The organism is Burkholderia savannae, from assembly GCF_001524445.2.
In the GTDB taxonomy this organism is placed as follows: Bacteria; Pseudomonadota; Gammaproteobacteria; order Burkholderiales; family Burkholderiaceae; genus Burkholderia; species Burkholderia savannae.
The window spans coordinates 945,295-960,518 of the sequence record NZ_CP013417.1 but is presented as its reverse complement, the minus strand read 5'-3'; the positions used below and the strand labels follow the sequence as shown (position 1 = coordinate 960,518).

Here is a 15,224-nt window from a genome sequence, read left to right as displayed (position 1 = left end):
TGCGGCGTCGCGCCGCGAGAATCACGCGGCCGCACCGCCGCTCTCCGACTCTCCGACTCTCCGACTCTCCGACTCTCCGACTCTCCGACTCTCCGACTCTCCGACGCTTCGACGCTCCGGATGCCGAACGAACGACGGGCCGCACCCGCGTGCGGCCCGTCATGTCGTCTCGCGCCGAGGATGTCGCGCGCCGATCGGCTACAGCCGCGTCTCGCGCGCCGCGCGCAGGAACGTGTCGAGAAGCGGCGTGCAGTCGAGCAGCTCCGGGCCGCCCGCGCGATGAAACTCCGGGTGCCACTGAACGCCGACGACGAACGGCGCGCGGCGATAACGAATTCCCTCGATGATCCCGTCTTCCGCCGACACCGCCTCGATGTTCAGATCGCGGCCGATATCGCGAATCGCCTGATGGTGGATCGAGTTGACGATCGCCTCGCGGCGGCCGGGGAACATGTTCGCGAGCGTCGAGCCGTCCGGGAAGCGGATCGCGTGCCGGTGCTGGTCGTAGTGCTCGCTCACGTGCGCGCCCGCCGTCGGCACGTCGGTCGCGATGTCCTGATAGAGCGAGCCGCCGAACGCGACGTTGATCAGCTGGCAGCCGCGGCACACGCCGAGCACCGGCTTGCCCGACTCGATGAACTCGTGCAGCAGCTCGAGCTCGTACATGTCGCGCACGCGGTCGCCGGGCCACTCGGAATACGCGTCGGAAGCCGCGTACGTCTGCGGCGACACGTCGGCGCCGCCTTGCAGCAGCAGCCCGTCGAGATGCTTCGCGTAGTCGCGCAGCCGGATGTTGCTCGGGTGCAGCATCCCCTGATGGCCGACGGTCGGAATCATAAACACGAGCACGTCGCGCGACATCACCCAGTGCGCGATCGATTCCTCCAGATATTGCAGCGTCTTGCCGCGCAGCCCCGGCGCGCCCGGCTCCGGATGGAAGATCCGCGCCGACACGCCGATGCGCAGCGTGCGTTGCGTGATCCGCTGGCCGGCGCGGTCGAACAGCCGGCGCGCCCGCGCGGCGATGATCCGGCCGAACACCGACCACGGCGTATCGCTCTGTTTCAGGTACGCGGGCGGCGCAGGCGGCGCGGCGCTCGCGGGCGGCGGGCGCGACGCCTCGAAATCGGGCGGCGCGCCGAAGCCGGGCGGCGGCGAGCCTGCCCTCGCGGCGGAAGCCGCGCCGGCGGCCGTCGCGCCCGGCGGCGCGGCGGCGGATGAACCGGCCGATGAACCGGCCGACGCGGCGGCTGGGCGCGCGCCCGGGCCGCCCGGGCCGACGCCGGGCGCACCGGGCTCGGCAATCGTATCGGTCGGCGCCGAGCCGGGGTCGCCGACGTCCTGCGCGGCCGCGATCTGCGCGGCGAACGCGCCGACGTGAACGGTCGCGCCCACGGACGGATTGTCGGAAACGGAAGACGATGCCGCGCCGGCGTGGCCGGAAGACGTCGCAACGGAAGAAGAGGCAGAACCGGACTGCTCGGCTCTTGCGGACGTGTTTTCGCTCATGACGAAGGTCTGGCGCGTCGGTCACGCGGAGAATCAACGAGAATTCATTATGCTTCAGTACACGATCGGCGGCAAACCGACAGCGTTTCGTCAATATTGTTGCAATGTTGTGTCGAATTCACGCCGACGCACGTTGCAATCGCGCGACGACGCGCATGATTCGGCGTGCGAAACGGCGCGCGTGCGCGTCGAGCGCGCATAGAGCGCGCGTCGGCAAACTGCATCGCGATGCGCCGCCCAGGCGCTTCGCCCCCCTGACTTCATGCGCGGCTCGCATGCAATCTCGCATCGGCTGACGGCGCACGCGAATAAACCTCACACGAACCTGCAGTCGACCGCAAACGTCGTTCGGATATCGCAACGGCCGCATGTCCGCACGCCCGAACGCCACCGCAGCGATCCGATTCGCCGCCGCGCGGCGATTCGGCATCCTGCGCGTCGGCCGACGCGAGCCGCGCACGCGAAGCGGCGAGCCGCCGGACTCAGCCCCGCGCCGCAGCGCTGTTCTACAATGCGCGAACCCGAGCGTCGCACGCCGCACGCGCGGCTTCGCGACGCGACGCGCCGCGCCGTGACGTGTCGTGCCGAGCGCGCTTCGCGCGGCGCGTCGCCAACCCGATCGAGCCCGATACCGCCATGACCACTTTCGCCCCCTTCCCGCCGCTCGCCCGGCTCGCCGCCGATCTCGCCGCCGGCACGACGACCAGCCGCGCGCTCGTCGAAGCCGCGCTCGAACGGATCGCCGATCCGGCGGGACAGGGCGCGGTCGCGTTCACCGAGGTCGATGCGCAAGGCGCGCGCGCGACCGCCGACGCGCACGATCGCCTGCGCGCCGCGGGCACTGTGCTGTCGCCGCTCGCGGGCATTCCGGTGTCGGTGAAGGATCTGTTCGACATCGCGGGGCAGGTCACGCGCGCGGGATCGCGCGTGCTCGCCGATGCGCCCCCCGCGACCGCCGACGCGATCGCCGTCGCCCGCCTGAAGCGCGCGGGCGCCGTGCTCGTCGGCCGCACGAACATGAGCGAGTTCGCGTTCTCCGGCCTGGGCCTGAATCCGCACTACGGCACGCCGCGCTCGCCGTACCGGCGCGGCGTGCCCGGCGACGAGCGGATCGCGGGCGGCTCGTCGTCGGGCGCGGCCGCGTCGGTTGCGGACGGCATGGCCGCCGTCGCGCTCGCGACTGACACGGGCGGCTCGATCCGGATACCCGCCGCGCTCTGCGGACTGACGGGCTTCAAGCCGACCGCGAGCCGGATTCCGAGGCAAGGCGGCGTGCCGCTTTCGGCGACGCTCGATTCGTTCGGCCCGATCGGCGTGTCGGTTGCGTGCTGCGCGCTCGTCGACCGGGTCCTCGCGGGCCTCGAGCCGCACGTGAGCGCCGCGCGGCCGCTCGAAGGCGTGCGGCTCGGCGTGCTGACGAACTACGTGACGGACGGCGTCGACGCGCACGTCGCGGCGTCGCTCGACACGGCGCTCAAGCACCTGGAAGCCGCGGGCGCGATCGTGTCGGAAGCGCGCTTCGCGCCGCTCGACACGCTGCCCGACATCAATCGCATCGGCTTTTCGTCGATCGAGGCGTACGCGTGGCATCGCCCGCTCATCGCCCGCCACCGCGACGCGTACGATCCGCGCGTGCTCGCGCGCATCCTGAAGGGCGAGCCGGCGAGCGCCACCGATTATCTCGATCTCGTCGCCGCGCGCGCGGCGCTCATCGACGAAGCGGCGCGCACCGTGTGGCAGCGTTTCGACGCGCTCGTCGCGCCGACGGTGCCCGTCGCGCCGCCGCGCATCGACGAGCTCGAGCGTGATGACGACGCGTTCGCGCGCACGAACGCGCTCGTGCTGCGCAACCCGAGCGCGTTCAACTTTCTCGACGCCTGCGCGCTGTCGCTGCCGTGCCATCCGCGCGACACGGCGCCCGTCGGCCTGATGCTCGCCGCCGCGCCGCATCGCGACGACGCGCTGCTCGCGATCGGCCAGGCGGTCGAAGCGGTGCTCGCGACGATCCGCTGACGCCGCCCGAAGACGGCGCGGCGTTCGCGTTAAAATCCGACGATTCATTTTCCTGACCGCTCGAAGGAATCCCGTTTCGATGAACAACCTGATGCTCTCGCTGCGCCGCGAACGGCGCCTGCTCGTGCTGCTCGGCCTCGTGTGCCTCGCGCTTCTGGCCGGCGCGCTTTATCTGCAGTACGTGAAAAACGAAGATCCGTGCCCGCTTTGCATCATCCAGCGCTATTTCTTCGTGCTGATCGCGTTGTTCGCGTTCATCGGCGCGGGCATGACGAGCGGCGCGGGCATCGTGGTGACCGAGGCGCTCATCGTGCTGTCGGCCGCCGCGGGCGTCGGCACCGCCGCGCGCCATTTGTACGTGCAACTGAACCCAGGCTTCAGTTGCGGCTTCGACGCGCTGCAGCCGATCGTCGACAGCCTGCCGCCTGCGCACTGGCTGCCGGGCGTGTTCAAGGTCGCCGGGCTGTGCGAGACCGTCTATCCGCCGATCTTCGGCATCCTGCTGCCCGGCTGGGCGCTGATCGCATTCGTGCTGATCGTCGTGCCCGTCGCCGTGAGCCTGCTGCGCCACCGCGGCCGGCTGCGCTGACCTGCGTCGGCGCGGCGGCGCATGGGGATCGCGATAGATCGCTCCGCGCCGCCGCTGCTCGGCCGCTGCTCGTTTTCCCGAGCGCGGCGGCCCGGGAGCCGACGCGCGCCGGCGGCGCCGCATCCGCGTCCCGCCCCGCCGCGACCCGCGCGGGGCAATGGTTTCCCGCCGCCCGGCAACTTCGGACGGGCGCGCGAATCCTACGTGCATCATGATCGCCGCCGAATAGCCCGCATCATTGCCAGGCCATGCCGCCATTTTTTTGCGGTGCTATCTTCGTTTCCGGATGGCGATCTACGTGCGCGAGGCGGGAGGCTCTCGACCCTGCGTAACGCGCGCCTGATCCGCAATGTCCCGTGGATTCGCCATGACAACGCAAACCATCCGCATTTCCCGCCGCAGCCCTGTCCGCGCCGCCCCGCGCATCAAGGCGCGAGGCGCCCGGCCTGACGACGGCGCGCGCCGCGCCGGTTCGCCGCGAGTCCGCCCGTCCGCCGCGCGCCGTCGCGACGCGCAGCCGATGCGCGCCGCCGCTCGCCGTTGCCGCGTCCGCGGCGTGTCCCTCGTCGTCTTCGGCCGCATTGCCTCCGGCCACGGCGATCGAGCCGGCTGCGCGAGCTTCACGTGCAGCACGTCGCGGACGGGCGCCGCGATCACGCGTTCGTCGCGCCGAGACGCCAAGCGCGCGCGCGCCGCGGCTGCCACCGCGCCCCGGCGAGCGCCGCGCACGACGCGTCCCGACGCGACCGCTCTCGCCCGCACGCGCCGCGCGAATCGCACGGCAGCAGCCGCCCGGCGGGCCGTCGCGGTCTGACTCAGGATCAGGAGAAGCGCCGGATGGAAACCTGGCTCACCGACCTGCAGCACCTGCTCGCCCGCGGCGACGCGGCCGTCCTCGTGACGGTGGCGCGCGTCGACGGCTCCGCGCCGCGCGACGCGGGCACGAAGATGCTCGTCACGCGCGAAGCCGCACGCCACACGATCGGCGGCGGCCATCTCGAGTGGAAGGCGATCGAGATCGCCCGACAGCTGCTGAAGGAAGGCGCGCACACGCCGCATGCGCGACGGCTCGAACGGCTCGCGCTCGGCCCGAGCCTCGGCCAATGCTGCGGCGGCGCGGTCGTGCTCGCATTCGAGCGGCTCGACATCGCCGATCTCGGCTGGGTCACGTCGCTCGCCAAGCGCACGGCGGCGGGCGCGCCGACCGTGCGCAGCGTGTCGTTCGGCCCCGACCCCGACGCGGTGATGCTGAGCGAGCCCGAGCCGGGCGCCGCGCGCCCCGACTGCCTGCTGTGGGAAATGAGCGGCGCGCCGCTATTGACCGAGACGATCGCGCCGCGCGCGTTTTCGGTCGTGCTGTTCGGCGCCGGGCACGTCGGCGCGGCGCTCGTGCGCGTGCTCGGCACGCTGCCCTGCCACGTCCGCTGGGTCGACGAGCGCGACGCGCAGTTCCCGCCGCCCGATGCGCTCGCGGGCATCCGCAACCTGTCGCTTGACGCGAACGACGCGCCCGACGAAGCGATCGACGAAGCCGAGCCCGGTGCGTACTTCGTCGTGATGACGCACAATCACGCCCGCGATCTCGAGCTCGCGCACCGCATCCTCGCGCGCGGCGACTACGCGTACTTCGGCATGATCGGCTCGCGCACGAAGCGGGTGCAGTTCGAGCACCGGCTCGCCGCGCGCGGCATCGACCCGTTGCAGATCGCGCGGATGCAGTGCCCGATCGGCGTGCCCGGCATCGTCGACAAGGCGCCCGAGGCGATCGCGATCGCCGTCGCCGCGCAGATCCTGCAGACCGTCGACGCGCGCCGCGCGAACGAGCATCCGGCCGCATCGCCTTCGCCGCCCGGCGCGCGCGCATGCTGAGCCGCCGTCATTCAAACCAGGTTACGCATACAGACACCACGATGACCCCGACATTCCAAGACAAGATCGCCCGCGCGCCGAAAGCGGAGCTGCACATCCACATCGAAGGCTCGCTCGAGCCCGAGCTGATCTTCAAGCTCGCGCAACGCAACGGCGTGAAGCTCGCATACGACTCGATCGACGCGCTGCGCGCCGCCTATGCGTTCAGCGATCTGCAGTCGTTCCTCGACATCTACTACGCGGGCGCGAGCGTGCTCCTCACCGAGCAGGATTTCTACGACATGACGGCCGCGTACGTCGAGCGCGCGCTCGCCGATCACGTCGCGCACGCGGAGATCTTCTTCGATCCGCAGACGCACACCGAGCGCGGCGTGCCGATCGAGACCGTCGTCGCGGGCATCGAGCGCGCGCTCGCCGATGCGCAAAAGCGCGGCTTCTCGAGCAAGCTGATCCTGTGTTTCCTGCGTCATCTGTCCGAGGAGGACGCGCTCGCGACATTCGAAGCGGCGCTGCCCCTCTTCGATCGCTACGCGCAGCGCCTCGTGGGCGTCGGCCTCGATTCGTCCGAGCGCGGCAATCCGCCGTCGAAGTTCGCGCGCGTGTTCGAGAAGGCGCGTGAGCGGGGCCTGAAGCTCGTCGCGCACGCGGGCGAGGAAGGCCCGCCCGACTACGTGACGCAAGCGCTCGACGTGCTGAAGGTGGATCGCGTCGATCACGGTGTGCGCAGCGCGGAAGACGCGGCGCTCGTCGCACGTCTCGCGAACGAGAAGATCGCGCTCACCGTCTGCCCGCTGTCGAACCTGAAGCTCTGCGTGTTCGACGACCTGACGAAGCACACGCTGAAGGATCTGCTCGACCGCGGCGTCGCGGTGACGATCAACTCCGACGATCCCGCGTATTTCGGCGGCTACGTCAACGCAAACTACTTCGCGACCGTCGACGCGCTGCAGCTTGGCGATGCCGACGTCTACACGGTGATCAAGAACGGCTTCGACGCGTCGTTCGTGAGCGCCGACGAACGCGCGGCGCTGATCGCGAAGCTCGACGCGCACTGGCACGCGGCCTGACGGCCGAAACGACGCGCGCGCTGCATGCGGGGCGCGCGAAAGCGCGCGCGTCGTGACGCGATGCGCTCGACACGAGACTCTGAGGAGAGCTTAACGATGGACCTCTATCAAGGCACCGCCGCGCCCGCGAAGCGCTCGGCGCTCGAGCGCCGCTTCGGCATTCGCGAGTCCGGCTCGCGGCTGCGCACCGAGATCGTCGCCGGCGTGACGACGTTCCTGACGGCGATGTACATCATCGTCGTGAATCCCGGCATCCTGTCGCAGGCGGGCGTGCCGTTTTCGGCCGCGCTCACGGCAACCGTGATCGTCAGCTTCCTCGGCAGCTGCGCGATGGGACTCTACGCGCGCAACCCGGTGCTCGTCGCGCCCGGCATGGGCATGAACGCGCTCTTCACGTTCGTGATGGTCCACGGCGGCAAAATGCCGTGGCAAACCGCGCTCGGCTGCGTGTTCTGGGCGGGCGTGCTGTTCGCGACGCTCGCCGCGTTCAACGCGCGCAAGCTCGTCGTCGACGCGATTCCGGCCAACCTGCGGCACGCGGTGTCGTGCGGAATCGGCCTGTTCATCAGCCTGATCGGGCTCGTGAACGCGAAGTTCATCGTCGGCGATCCGGTGACGATCGTCCATGCGACGTCGCTCAATCCGGTGATCGTCACGTTCCTCGCCGGCCTCGCGATCACGACCGTGCTCGTCGTGCGCCGCGTGACGGGCGCGCTCATGCTCGGCATCGTCGCGACCACGCTGCTCGCGATCCCGATCGGCCGCGTGTGGGGCGACGGCAGCGCGTACTGGCCCGCCGCGATCGCGGTGAAGACGCTCGTCAACTGGAACGGCTTCGTCGCTGCGCCGGACTTCTCGGCGATCGGCCAGCTCGATCTGCTCGGCTCGCTGAAATTCGCTTACTGGCCGTTCATCTTCGTGATGCTGTTCACCGCGTTCTTCGACGCGCTGTCCACGTTCATGGCGATTTCGGAAGCGGGCAACCTGCGCGACCGCGACGGCAATCCGCGCAACATTCGCCAGTCGATGATCGTCGACGCGTTCTCGGCCGTCGTATCCGCGCCGCTCGGCACGAGCCCCGCGAACGCGTACATCGAATCTGCGGCGGGCATCTCGGCGGGCGGCCGCACGGGGCTCGTCGCGGTGGTCGCGGGCCTGTGCTTCGTGCCGTTCCTGTTCCTGTCGCCGCTGCTCTCGCTCGTGCCCGCGATCGCGACGGCGCCCGCGCTCGTGCTCGTCGGCGTGTTCATGATGGAATCGATCACGAAGATCGAATGGCATCGCTTCGACGAGGCGATCCCCGCGTTCCTCGCGATGATCCTGATCCCGCTCACGTACTCGATCACCGAAGGCATCGCGTACGGCTTCCTCGCGTTCGTCGTGCTGAAGCTCTTCACGGGCCGCCGCCACGAAGTAAAGCCGGCGATGTGGGTGGTCGCCGCGCTGTCGGTGCTTCTCGTCGCACAGCTCTGACTTCAATCGATACGGATTCCCAACGATGACTCAAACCGCTTTCCGCGCGCGCCTCTTGCGATTCGACGGCGATCCCGCGCAATCGGACAATGCGGCCGCGTACGACGAAGACGGCCTCGTGATCGTCGACGACGGGCGCGTCGTCGCGGCCGGCGCGCATGCGGCGCTCGCGCCGCGGCTCGCGCCGGGCGCGACGCTCGTCGAGATGCGCGACAAGCTGATCGTGCCCGGCTTCATCGACACGCACGTTCATTATCCGCAGACCGAAATGATCGCGTCGCCGGCGCCGGGCCTGCTGCCATGGCTCGACCGCTACACGTTCCCGACCGAGCGGCGTTTCGCCGATCCCGCGCACGCGCGCGACGTCTCGGACTTCTTCCTCGACACGCTGCTCGCGTGCGGCACGACGACGGCGCTCGTCTACTGCACCGTGCACAAGCAGTCGGCCGATGCGTTCTTCGACGCAAGCGACGCGCGCGGTTTGCGGATGGTCGCGGGCAAGGTGCTGATGGACCGCCACTGCCCCGAGTTCCTGCGCGACACCGCGCAATCGGGCTACGACGACAGCGCCGAGCTGATCGCGCGCTGGCACGGCCGCGGCCGGCAGCTGTACGCGCTCACGCCGCGCTTCGCGCCGACGTCGACGCACGAGCAGCTCGAAGCGTGCGGCGCGCTCGCGAAGCTTCATCCGGACGTGTTCATCCAGAGCCACGTCGCCGAGAACCTCGACGAAATCCGCTGGGCGGCCGAGTTGTTCCCCGAGCGGCGCAGCTATCTCGACGTCTACGATCACTACGGCCTGCTGCGCCGCCGCGCGGTCTACGGCCACTGCATTCATCTCGACGACGACGATCGCCGGCGCTTCGCGGAAACGGGCGCGATCGCCGCGCACTGCCCGACGTCGAACCTGTTCCTCGGCAGCGGCCTGTTCGATTTCGATCGCGCGAATGCGCAGCGGATGGCCGTCACGCTCGCGACCGACGTCGGCGGCGGCACGTCGTTCTCGATGCTGCAGACGATGAACGAGGCGCACAAGATCGCACGGATGACCGGCCATCACCTGAGCGCGACGCGCATGTTCTGGCTCGCGACGGCGGGCGCGGCGCACGCGCTCGAGCTGGCGGACACGATCGGCACGCTCGCGCCGCGCACGGAGGCCGACTTCGTCGTGCTCGATCCGACCGCGACGCCGCTGCTCGCGCGCCGCACCGCGCGCGCGGAATCGCTCGAAGAGCTGCTGTTCGCGCTCGCGCTGCTCGGCGACGATCGCGCCGTCTATCGCACGTACGCGGCGGGTCGCTGCGTGCATCGGCGCGACGGCGCCGACGCGAGCTGAGCGGCCGAGCACGCAGGCAGGCGACCGTTCGGCGGCGGAACACGCCGCGCCCCCCCGCTGAAGCGACACGCATCGACTGACGTGCGAATCACGACCGACGACCGCGCGCGACGCTGCGGTGCAGCAGTCGCGACGGCAAAGACGCCGGCACGAGTCGAATCGCCGACACACGCGGCGCGTGCTCGCTGCCGCGCCCGCGCCTGCACCGCGCTCGCGCGCCCTGGCGCGCCGATTCCCCAATTCGACCCGATTCGATCCGATTCAAATCGGACTCGACCGAAACCCGACGCTTCCCCGCCCGTCCTCCGCAACCCGCAGCGCCCGCCCCCGCCCGCCGTGCCCGCCTGCGCCGGTGCGGGCGGCATCCCCGCCACATCGATTGCCAGCATCGCTTCGCTCCACGCGACGCGACGCAACGCAACGCGACGCAACAATCCTTCCCTTCGTGCAAAAAAGGCGTGCTAGAATCCGCTCCTCATTGGGGAGTAGCCGCTCCGCTTGAGCCGACGCCGCCCGGCGCGCTCGTGACGGAGGCGTCCGTCAACAGACTTGGCCGTCGCGGCCATGGCGGACGCAGCCCGCAAGGCCTGGCGAGACCGATGGTTCACCGCACGCCGCAGATGGGCCCGGCGCGCGGCGAATCGTCGCTCGCGTTCAACCAGGCCCTGGGATATTCATTCCGTGACTCAAGCCTTCCTAATCTCGACGGGCGCCGTCGCCCTCGCCGAAATCGGCGACAAGACCCAGTTGCTCTCTCTCGTCCTCGCCGCCCGCTACCGCAAGCCGCTGCCGATCATCGCCGGCGTCCTCGCCGCGACCCTGATCAATCACGCGTTCGCCGGCGCGCTCGGCGAGTGGCTCGGCGTGTATCTGACGCCGTCGGTGATGCGCTGGGCGCTCGCGATTTCGTTCATCGGGATGGGCTTGTGGATTCTCGTGCCGGACAAGCTCGACGCCGCCGAGGCGAACGCGAACCGCTCGCGTCTCGGCGTGTTCGGCGCGACGTTCGTCGCGTTCTTCCTTGCCGAAATGGGCGACAAGACGCAGATCGCGACCGTCGCGCTCGCCGCGCGCTTCCAGGATTACGTCGGCGTCGTCGCCGGCACGACGTTCGGGATGATGCTCGCGAACGTGCCGGCGATCCTGCTCGGCGACCGCTTCGCGCACCAGCTGCCGACGAAGCTCGTCCATGCCATCGCGGCCGTGCTGTTCGTCGTGCTCGGCGCGCTCGCGTTCGTTCGCGGCGGCGCCTGACGGCGCGAAAACCGCATCAGGCAGACGGACCATTCGTGGGCGCAGCCCCACCGCGCACGGCCGCGGCTCGCGGCGAAGGCAGCGGCCCGTTGTCCGCCGGCCCGGCGCCCGCTTCGCCGATATGCCGCTTCTTCGACCGGCCCGGCCGCTTCACCGGCCGCCCAGACCACCGGCTTCCCGCTCCGCCGACCTGCCTCGACGCCAGGCCGCCTCTCAACGCGCCGGCGCCGCGGCGGCGCCGGATGCGGGCGCGGCCGGCACCGCGCGCTCGTTCGACGGCATCGGCGCGGGCGCGCCGTTCTTGTCGACGGGCAGCCGCACCGTGCGCACGGTGCCGTTGCCGAGCGGGAAATCGGCGAGCGCCGCGCGGGCGAGATACGGCATCGCCTGCAGCAGCGACGAGCCTTCGCCCGCGTTGCGCGCGGCGACGTTATAGACCTCCTTGCCCGTCGCGCGCTCGGTGATCCGGATTTCGAGCGAACGCTGGAAGATCTGGTAGCTCTGATTCACGTAGCCCGCCGGAAACGGTCCCCACGGACCGAACGGCCCCCACGGGCCGCCGCGCCAGTACGGGCCGGGGCCGAACCACGGGTCGTAGTAGACGGGCTGCGGCACCGACACCCAATCGCTCTTGATGCCGTACGCGAGCCCGACGAGATAGCGCGCGGCCTTCTCCGGCGCGCGGGTGAATGCGTAGGCCGACAGCTCGTTGCCGACGATCTGCTCGTAAGTCGACTGCTCGAGGCTATTCTGCTGCTCGGCGGTCCGGGCGAACGCGTAGGTGCGCGTCGCGTCGCTGCCGCTCCAGTTCGAGAACGCCGTGACCTGCGTCGTGACGTAGGACGTGCAGCCGGACAGCAGCACGATCAGGGCACCCGCGAGCCATGCCGCGCCGCGGATGATGGGATTGCGTTTCATGTTCGTCCTCTTGATCGATGGCGTCGCGCGGGCCGGCCGGGCGTCGCGATGACCGGATCATACGCCGCCCGCGCGGGCACCGCGCCGATAATACGAAGACCGTTCGGCGCGCCGAAAAGTTCGCCCCGCGCACCGCGCGCAAAGGCTTTGTACAATGGGCTCCTGCCGCCGCGCCGCCCGATCGGCGCGCCCCCTACTTTCTTAAGCCCACGATCGACATGTCCGATACCGCCGCTCCATCCGCCGTGATCCGCCGCAGCGACTACACGCCGCCTGCGTTCCTGATCGACGCCGTCGCGCTCGAATTCGATCTCGAGCCGGCGCGCACGATCGTCAAGAACACGATGCGCGTGCGTCGCAACCCGGACGCCGCGCCCGCGCCGCACTTCGAGCTGATAGGCGAAGCGCTCGAGTTCGTCGGCGCGCGGCTCGACGGCAGGCCGTACGACGCCGTGCGCGCGCACGAGCACGGCCTCACCGTCGAGAACGTGCCCGACGCGTTCGAGCTCACGATCGAGAACGCGTGCGCGCCCGAATCGAACACGACGCTGTCCGGCCTGTACGTGTCGAGCGGCAATTTCTTCACGCAGTGCGAGGCGGAAGGCTTTCGCCGCATCACCTACTTCGTCGACCGTCCCGACGTGATGGCGTCGTACACGGTCACGCTGCGCGCGGACGAGGCCGCGTACCCGGTGCTGCTGTCGAACGGCAACCTCGTCGATTCCGGCGGGCTGCCGGGCGGCCGCCACTTCGCGAAATGGGAAGACCCGTTCAAGAAGCCGAGCTATCTGTTCGCGCTCGTCGCGGGCAAGCTCGTCAAGCTCGAGGAAAAGATCACCTCGGGCAGCGGCAAGGAAAAGCTGCTGCAGGTGTGGGTCGAGCCGCACGATCTCGACAAGACCCGCCACGCGATGGATTCGCTGATCCATTCGATCCGCTGGGACGAAAAGCGCTTCGGCCTCGAGCTCGATCTCGACCGTTTCATGATCGTCGCCGTCGGCGACTTCAACATGGGCGCGATGGAGAACAAGGGGCTCAACATCTTCAACACGAAGTACGTGCTCGCGAATCCGGAAACGGCGACCGACGTCGACTTCGCGAACATCGAATCGGTCGTCGGCCACGAGTATTTCCACAACTGGACCGGCAACCGCGTGACCTGCCGCGACTGGTTCCAGTTGAGCCTGAAGGAAGGCCTCACCGTGTTCCGCGACCAGGAGTTCTCGGCCGACATGTCGGCGGGCGACGGCGAGCATGCCGCGGCGCGCGCGGTCAAGCGGATCGAGGACGTGCGCGTGCTGCGCCAGCTCCAGTTCGCCGAGGATGCGGGCCCGATGGCGCACCCGGTGCGGCCCGAGAGCTACGTCGAGATCAACAACTTCTACACGATGACCGTCTACGAGAAAGGCGCGGAAGTCGTGCGGATGTATCAGACGCTGTTCGGCCGCGACGGTTTTCGCAAGGGAATGGATCTGTACTTCCAGCGCCACGACGGCCAGGCGGTCACCTGCGACGACTTTCGGCACGCGCTGGCCGACGCGAACGGCCGCGACCTCGCTCAGTTCGAGCGCTGGTATAGCCAGGCGGGCACGCCGCGCGTGACGGTCCGCACCGCGTACGACGCCGCCGCGAAGCGCTATTCGGTGACGCTGCGGCAAGGCTACGGCGAAGCCGCGCCCGCCGCGCGCGACACGCAGAACGGGCCGCTGCTGATTCCGTTCGCGATCGGCCTGATCGGCGCCGACGGCCGCGACCTGCCGCTGCGGCTCGAAGGCGAGACGGCCGCGTCGGGCACGACGCGCGTGCTCGAACTGACCGACACGGAAACGACGTTCACGTTCGTCGACGTCGACGAAGCGCCGCTGCCGTCGCTGCTGCGCAATTTCTCGGCGCCCGTGATCGTCGAATACGACTACCGTGACGAGGAGCTCGCGTTCCTGCTCGCGCACGACAGCGATCCGTTCAACCGCTGGGAAGCGGGCCAGCGCCTCGCGACGCGCGCGCTGCTCACGCTTGCCGCGCGCGCGGCCGCGCAGCAGCCGCTCGCGCTCGACGACGCGTTCGTCGCCGCGTTCAAGCGCGTGCTGACGGACGACACGCTGTCGCCCGCGTTCCGCGAGCTCGCGCTCACGCTGCCGTCGGAGGCCTATCTCGCCGACCAGATGACGCAAGCCGATCCGGCCGCCGTCCATCGCGCGCGCCAGTTCGTGCGGCGCCAGCTCGCGACCGCGCTGCGCGACGAGTGGCTCGCGGTGCACGAGCGCCACCAGACGCCGGGCGCGTATGCGCCGACGCCCGACGACTCCGGCCGCCGCGCGCTGAAGAACCTCGCGCTCGCGTATCTCGCCGAGCTCGACGAGCCGGCCGACGCGGTCCGTCTCGCGAACGCGCAATACGACGCCGCGAACAACATGACCGACCGCTCGGCCGCGCTCGTCGCGCTGCTGTCGGCGGCCGCCGGCTCGGCCGACGCCGCGCGCGCCGCCGATCGCGCGCTCGACGATTTCTACCGCCGCTTCGAGAAGGAAGCGCTCGTGATCGACAAGTGGTTCTCGATGCAGGCGACGCGGCGCGGCACGCCCGAGCATCCGACGCTCGACGTCGTGCGCAAGCTGCTCGCGCATCCGGCGTTCAACCTGAAGAATCCGAACCGCGCGCGCTCGCTGATCTTCGGCTTCTGTTCGGCGAATCCGGCGCAGTTCCACGCGGCCGACGGTTCGGGCTACGCGTTCTGGGCCGACCAGGTGCTCGCGCTCGACGCGCTCAATCCGCAGGTCGCCGCGCGGCTCGCGCGCGCGCTCGAGCTCTGGCGCCGCTTCACGCCGGCGCTGCGCGACAAGATGCGCGACGCGCTCGAGCGTGTCGCCGCGAACGCGCAGTCGCGCGACGTGCGGGAGATCGTCGAGAAGGCGCTCGCCTGACGGCGGTTGCGGCCGCCCGTTTCCCGGCGGCCGCGGACGAAAAAGCCGGCATCGCGTGTTGCGATGCCGGCTTTTTTATCGAGCGAGCGGACGACCGCCCGATCGGCTGCGCGAATCGAAGCCGAAGCCGAAGCCGAAGCCGAAGCCGAAGTCAATCGAATCGAGTCGGGTCGAATCGATTCGAGTCGAGTCGTGCGGCCCGCGCGAGCGATGCGCGCGCCCGCCGACGCAAAACACACGCGCGCGCCGCATGCCGCGCCCGGCCGTCACGCGCC

The 15,224-nt window shown here is 69.9% G+C and carries 11 protein-coding genes and 1 riboswitch; of the genes, 9 read left to right on the top strand and 2 right to left on the bottom strand.

Annotation, left to right across the window (positions count from 1 at the left end):
• Window positions 1-198: 198 nt before the first annotated feature.
• Window positions 199-1,509 carry a gamma-glutamyl-gamma-aminobutyrate hydrolase family protein gene (locus WS78_RS04845; protein WP_038745636.1) on the bottom strand — a complete coding sequence of 437 codons (1,311 nt, stop codon included), beginning with the start codon at window positions 1,507-1,509 and terminating at the stop codon, window positions 199-201.
• Here WS78_RS04845 and WS78_RS04840 point away from each other — a divergent pair.
• The 8 genes from WS78_RS04840 to WS78_RS04795 all read left to right on the top strand — a co-directional run bounded on the left by WS78_RS04840 (window position 1,403) and on the right by WS78_RS04795 (window position 11,110).
• Complete coding sequence (locus WS78_RS04840; protein ID WP_081989430.1) at window positions 1,403-1,711, top strand: hypothetical protein; 309 nt, start codon at window positions 1,403-1,405, stop codon at window positions 1,709-1,711. The genes WS78_RS04845 and WS78_RS04840 overlap by 107 nt on opposite strands.
• Window positions 1,712-2,145: 434 nt before the next feature.
• Window positions 2,146-3,522 carry an amidase gene (locus tag WS78_RS04830; RefSeq protein ID WP_038745667.1) on the top strand — a complete coding sequence of 459 codons (1,377 nt, stop codon included), beginning with the start codon at window positions 2,146-2,148 and terminating at the stop codon, window positions 3,520-3,522.
• A gap of 79 nt (window positions 3,523-3,601) precedes the next feature.
• Entirely contained in the window at window positions 3,602-4,111 is a 510-nt protein-coding gene (locus WS78_RS04825) for a disulfide bond formation protein B (protein WP_038745639.1), read from the top strand.
• A gap of 837 nt (window positions 4,112-4,948) precedes the next feature.
• On the top strand, window positions 4,949-5,980 hold the full coding sequence (gene xdhC / locus WS78_RS04820) for a xanthine dehydrogenase accessory protein XdhC (RefSeq protein WP_059584652.1): 1,032 nt from the start codon (window positions 4,949-4,951) through the stop codon (window positions 5,978-5,980).
• 41 nt (window positions 5,981-6,021) lie between these two features.
• The gene (locus WS78_RS04815; RefSeq protein WP_059584517.1) at window positions 6,022-7,047 is read left to right on the top strand and encodes an adenosine deaminase; all 1,026 of its coding nucleotides are present in this window, start codon (window positions 6,022-6,024) and stop codon (window positions 7,045-7,047) included.
• Window positions 7,048-7,143: 96 nt separating this feature from the next.
• Window positions 7,144-8,520, top strand: coding sequence for an NCS2 family permease (locus tag WS78_RS04810; protein WP_059584515.1), 1,377 nt, complete (start codon window positions 7,144-7,146; stop codon window positions 8,518-8,520).
• A 25-nt stretch (window positions 8,521-8,545) separates the two neighbouring features.
• The gene (gene guaD, locus WS78_RS04805; RefSeq protein ID WP_059584513.1) at window positions 8,546-9,856 is read left to right on the top strand and encodes a guanine deaminase; all 1,311 of its coding nucleotides are present in this window, start codon (window positions 8,546-8,548) and stop codon (window positions 9,854-9,856) included.
• 468 nt (window positions 9,857-10,324) lie between these two features.
• Window positions 10,325-10,461: riboswitch (yybP-ykoY riboswitch) on the top strand.
• Window positions 10,462-10,537: 76 nt separating this feature from the next.
• On the top strand, window positions 10,538-11,110 hold the full coding sequence (locus WS78_RS04795; RefSeq protein ID WP_059584511.1) for a TMEM165/GDT1 family protein: 573 nt from the start codon (window positions 10,538-10,540) through the stop codon (window positions 11,108-11,110).
• Window positions 11,111-11,323: 213 nt separating this feature from the next.
• Here the strand turns inward: WS78_RS04795 and WS78_RS04790 are convergent, their stop codons facing one another.
• Entirely contained in the window at window positions 11,324-12,028 is a 705-nt protein-coding gene (locus WS78_RS04790) for a DUF4136 domain-containing protein (protein ID WP_038745649.1), read from the bottom strand.
• Window positions 12,029-12,246: 218 nt separating this feature from the next.
• On the opposite strand from WS78_RS04790, the gene pepN reads away from it, so the two are divergent.
• Entirely contained in the window at window positions 12,247-14,949 is a 2,703-nt protein-coding gene (gene pepN, locus WS78_RS04785; protein WP_059584509.1) for an aminopeptidase N, read from the top strand.
• Window positions 14,950-15,224: the final 275 nt, after the last annotated feature.

Bases quoted from the DNA above. Each gene is read 5' to 3' on its own strand.
- WS78_RS04845 (WP_038745636.1), bottom strand. From the start codon at position 1,509: ATGAGCGAAAACACGTCCGCAAGAGCCGAGCAGTCCGGTTCTGCCTCT.
- WS78_RS04830 (WP_038745667.1), top strand. From the start codon at position 2,146: ATGACCACTTTCGCCCCCTTCCCGCCGCTCGCCCGGCTCGCCGCCGAT.
- WS78_RS04825 (WP_038745639.1), top strand. From the start codon at position 3,602: ATGAACAACCTGATGCTCTCGCTGCGCCGCGAACGGCGCCTGCTCGTG.
- xdhC (WP_059584652.1), top strand. From the start codon at position 4,949: ATGGAAACCTGGCTCACCGACCTGCAGCACCTGCTCGCCCGCGGCGAC.
- WS78_RS04815 (WP_059584517.1), top strand. From the start codon at position 6,022: ATGACCCCGACATTCCAAGACAAGATCGCCCGCGCGCCGAAAGCGGAG.
- WS78_RS04810 (WP_059584515.1), top strand. From the start codon at position 7,144: ATGGACCTCTATCAAGGCACCGCCGCGCCCGCGAAGCGCTCGGCGCTC.
- guaD (WP_059584513.1), top strand. From the start codon at position 8,546: ATGACTCAAACCGCTTTCCGCGCGCGCCTCTTGCGATTCGACGGCGAT.
- WS78_RS04790 (WP_038745649.1), bottom strand. From the start codon at position 12,028: ATGAAACGCAATCCCATCATCCGCGGCGCGGCATGGCTCGCGGGTGCC.
- pepN (WP_059584509.1), top strand. From the start codon at position 12,247: ATGTCCGATACCGCCGCTCCATCCGCCGTGATCCGCCGCAGCGACTAC.